The organism is Aquipuribacter hungaricus, from assembly GCF_037860755.1.
GTDB classification, from domain to species: Bacteria; Actinomycetota; Actinomycetes; order Actinomycetales; family JBBAYJ01; genus Aquipuribacter; species Aquipuribacter hungaricus.
In genome coordinates this window covers 1-4,319 of sequence record NZ_JBBEOI010000277.1, presented here as the reverse complement: position 1 = coordinate 4,319, position 4,319 = coordinate 1, and the positions used below count along the sequence as shown (strand labels likewise).

Sequence of the window (4,319 nt, the reverse complement as noted above, 5' to 3'; positions counted from 1 at the left end):
CCCCCGGCGCCCGTCCCCGCGCCTGTCCCGGCCCCCGCCCCGGCCCCGCCGCCGCCGCCCCCGCCCGTCGTGGCGCAGCTGTGGGTCACCACCGCGGTCAACGTGCGCAGCGGCCCGGCCGCCGGCACCGAGCGCGTCGGGTACCTCGAGGCCCTGGACCAGGTCGGCACCAGCGGTGCCACCGCGGACGGCTGGACGCAGGTCGTCCTCGGCGAGACCGTCGGCTGGGTCAACGGGAAGTACCTGTCGGAGACCGAGCCCGCCCCCGAGCCGGTCGAGCAGCCCGCGGCCGCTCCCGCCGAGGACCCATCGGACACCCCCGGCACCTCCGACGCGCCGTGCTCGAAGAACCCGGAGATCGAGCGCAGCCTCAAGGGCAACGCGACCGCGGTGTACCGCGCCGTGTGCGCCGCCTTCGGCGGCTCGGTGTCCGCGTTCGGCGGCTACCGTCCCGGCGACGGCGGCGACCACGGCAGCGGCCGCGCCGTCGACGTCATGGTGTCCGGCGAGGCCGGCTGGGAGATCTCCCGCTTCCTCCAGGCCCGGGCCGGCGAGCTCGGCATCACCTACCTCATCTACGAGCAGCAGATCTGGATGGCGGGCAGCCCCGCCGGCGCGTGGGAGTACATGGAGGACCGCGGTGGGGCCACCGCGAACCACTTCGACCACGTCCACGTGAGCGTCGGCTGACACCAGCACCACCCAGCACCGCCCAGCACGCAGCCCCACCGCGGGCGGCTGAGGGGCCGGGCGCGCAGGAGCGTGCGCACCCGGCCCTGCACGGGCACCATCGTCGCCACGACCGAGCCGGTCCGCCGACCCGGTGCCGCAGCGACCCGCTGGGAGCCCGCATGCCGTCCGACTTCCACCCGCTCAGCCAGGACCGCTCCGCCCCGCCCCCCGTGCCGGTCACGCTCGAGGTGGACGGCCGGCGCATCGGCGGCGAGCTCGGCCGCCCGCTGGTCGAGGCGCTCACCGAGGCGTCGGAGACCCGGCCGCGGTTCCCGTCGGTCTGCTACCAGCGCAGCCTCGGGGCGCTGCAGACCTGCGACACCTGCCTGGTCGAGGTCGACGGCGAGGTCGTCCGGTCCTGCGTCGTGCCCGTGGCCGACGGGATGCAGGTCGGCACCCTCGGCGAGAGCAAGGCCGCCCGTGAGCAGGCCGGCCAGCGGCTGGTCCGCAAGCACACCCTGTACTGCACGATCTGCGACAACAACAACGGCGACTGCGCGCTCAAGCACGGGGTCGAGGCCAGCGGCGTCGAGCACGAGACCATCGGGTTCCAGCCCAAGCCGTACGAGATCGACGACTCCAACCCGTTCTACCGCTACGACCCCGACCAGTGCATCCTCTGCGGACGCTGCGTCGAGGCCTGCCAGGACGTCCAGGTCACCGAGACGCTGTCGATCGACTGGACGTCGGAGCACCCGCGCGTGCTGTGGGACGGCGGCGTCCCCATCGACGAGTCGTCCTGCGTCTCGTGCGGGCACTGCGTCTCGGTGTGCCCGTGCAACGCCCTCATGGAGAAGACCATGCTCGGGCGCGCAGGGCTGGCGACCGGCTGGCCCGACGAGGTGCGGTCGCCGGCCATCGACCTGGTCAAGGCCGTCGAGCCCACGACGGGGTACCTGCCGCTGTACGTCCTGTCCAAGGCCGAGTCGGCCGCCCGCCGGGCCGCGACGTCGGTCACCAAGACGGTGTGCACGTACTGCGGGGTCGGCTGCTCCTTCGACGTCATGACCCGCGGCCGCGAGGTCCTGAAGGTCCAGCCGCAGCAGGAGGGCCCGGCCAACGCGATCTCGACCTGCGTCAAGGGCAAGTTCGGCTGGGACTACGTCAACGCGGACGACCGGCTGACGACGCCGTTGATCCGGGAGGACGGCCGGTTCCGGGAGGCGAGCTGGGAGGAGGCCCTGGCCCTCGTCGCGGAGCGCATGCGTGCCGTCCTCGAGAGCCACGGCCCGGCCGGGATCGCCACGATCGCCTCGTCCAAGGCGACCAACGAGGACGCGTACCTCACCCAGAAGCTCGCCCGGCAGGTGTTCCGCAGCCACAACATCGACAACTGCTCGCGGTACTGCCAGTCGCCGGCCACCCAGGGCCTGTTCCGCACGGTCGGCCACGGTGGGGACGCCGGGTCGATCAGCGACATCGAGCGGGCCGCGCTCGTGCTGTGCGTCGGGACCAACACCGAGCAGGCCCACCCCGTCATCGCCGCGCGGGTCAAGCGCGCGCAGAAGGTCGGCGGGCACCAGCTCGTCGTCGTCGACCTGCGGGAGCACGAGCTCGCGCAGCGGGCGGACCTGTTCGTGCGGCCCAACCCCGGCACCGACCTGGTCTGGCTCAGCGCGGTCACCAAGCACGTCATCGACAACGGCTGGCAGGACGAGGCCTTCCTCGCCGAGCGCGTCAACGGGTGGGACGCCTACGTCGCCTCGCTCGAGCCGTTCACGCTGGAGTACGCGGAGCAGCGGACCGGGATCGCCTCGGACGTCCTCGTCGACCTCGCACGCCGCATCGCCGAGGCGGAGTCCGTGGCGGCGCTCTGGGCCATGGGCGTCACCCAGCACTCGGCCGGGTCGGACACCTCGACCGCCATCTCCAACCTGCTGCTCGTCACCGGCAACTACGGCCGGCCCGGCACCGGCGCCTACCCCCTGCGCGGGCACAACAACGTCCAGGGCTGCAGCGACTTCGGCTGCGTCAACGACTACCTGCCGGGCTACCAGCCGGTCACCGACCCCGAGGTCGTGGCCAAGTTCGAGAAGGCCTGGGGGACCGAGCTGTCGACTGAGAAGGGCCTCGACAACCACACGATGATCACCGCGATACACGACGGGACGCTGCGCGCCATGGTCGTCGTGGGCGAGGAGCTGTCGCTGGTCGACGCCAACGCGCACTACGTCCAGGAGGCGCTGGAGAAGCTCGACTTCCTCGTCGTGTCCGAGCTGTTCTTCTCGCGGACGTGCGAGTTCGCCGACGTGGTCCTCCCGGCGGCCGCCTCGCTGGAGAAGGACGGCACGTTCGTCAACACCGAGCGGCGCGTGCAGCGGCTCAACAAGGCGATGGACCCGGTCGGCCAGGCCCGGCCGGACTGGAAGATCCTCACCGACATCGCCTCGGCGATGGGCCACGAGTGGGGTTACGAGCACCCGAGCCAGGTCATGGACGAGGCGGCGTCGCTCACCCCCCTGTTCGCCGGGGTCAGCTACGACCGGCTCGAGGGCTACGCCTCGCTGCAGTGGCCGGTCGCGGAGGACGGCACGGACACCCCGCTGCTGTACACCGAGCGCTTCCACTTTCCCGACGGCAACGCCCGGCTGTACCCGCTGGAGTTCACCGAGCCCAGCGACCAGGCCGACGACGAGTACCCGCTGCACGTCAACAACGGCCGGGTGCTCGAGCACTTCCACGAGGGCAACATGACGCTGCGCTCCGCGGGGCTGAGCTCCAAGGTGCCCGACACGTACGTGGAGATGACCCGACGCGACGCCGCCCGGTACGGAGGCCTGCGCACCGGCGACTGGGTCGAGCTGGAGTCCCGGCGCGGCTCCATCACCCTGCGGGTGCTGCTGTCGGACCAGGTGCGGGACGGCGAGGTGTGGGTGCCGATGCAGGCCGTCGAGCTCAACCTGCTGACCTCCGAGGTGTCCGACGAGGCCACCCACACGCCGGCCTACAAGGAGCTCGCCGCCCGGGTGCGGCGGGTCGACGGGCCCAAGGAGGTCCGCGGCGGCGGCCGGCGCGGGGCCGACCGCGAGCGGCGCGGCACCCGCGACGAGGGTCGCCAGCCCGGCGCCCCGCTGCCCCCGACCTACCACCGCTACGGCCACCCCACCCCGCAGGACGGCGTGCTCGTCGAGGAGAAGTGGCAGCGCGAGGACTACGTGTTCCCGACCGAGCCCGAGCCGGACGGGGCGACGGCATGACCGCCAGCAGCAGGAGGAGGAGCCGACCGTGGCACGACCGCTGAGCTACACCCCGCCCGTCCCGCCGGACACCGGCGCCGCCGACGAGCTCGACGACCTCGTCGCCGCCCTGCACGAGAGCGGTCTGCTGCGGGCGGCGGCCGGCGGGGTCCGGGCCTACCCCGAGCTGCTCGGTCTGCTCATGGGCAGCCTCGACCCGGCCGCCCTGCGCTCGGTGCTCGCGCTGGGCGGCGCCGCAGGTGGGCTGGACCCGCAGGCGGCGGAGCGGCTGGCCACGGGCGTCCGCCAGGCCCGCGTGTCCGCGGTGGCGGCGGCCACCGGACGCCCGCCCGGGCTGTTGGGCCTCGTCCGCCGGCTGGCGCACCGCGACAACCCCCGCGGGGTGGCAAG

Annotated in this window: 3 protein-coding genes; all 3 read left to right on the top strand. The window is 73.2% G+C overall.

Features of this window, described 5'->3' with window-relative positions; genetic code table 11:
* The coding region (locus WCS02_RS18035; protein WP_340295673.1) for an SH3 domain-containing protein at positions 1–690 on the top strand (690 nt) is incomplete at its 5' end.
* Between the two features lie 161 nt (positions 691–851).
* A complete protein-coding gene (gene fdhF, locus WCS02_RS18030; RefSeq protein WP_340295672.1) occupies positions 852–3,929 on the top strand; it encodes a formate dehydrogenase subunit alpha in 3,078 nt (1,025 codons plus the stop codon).
* Positions 3,930–3,957: 28 nt separating this feature from the next.
* On the top strand, positions 3,958–4,319 hold a 362-nt coding region (locus WCS02_RS18025), incomplete at its 3' end, for a helical membrane plugin domain-containing protein (RefSeq protein WP_340295671.1).

What these genes read in the sequence shown, in the direction of transcription:
- fdhF (WP_340295672.1), top strand. Translation starts at nt 852, where the DNA reads ATGCCGTCCGACTTCCACCCGCTCAGCCAGGACCGCTCCGCCCCGCCC.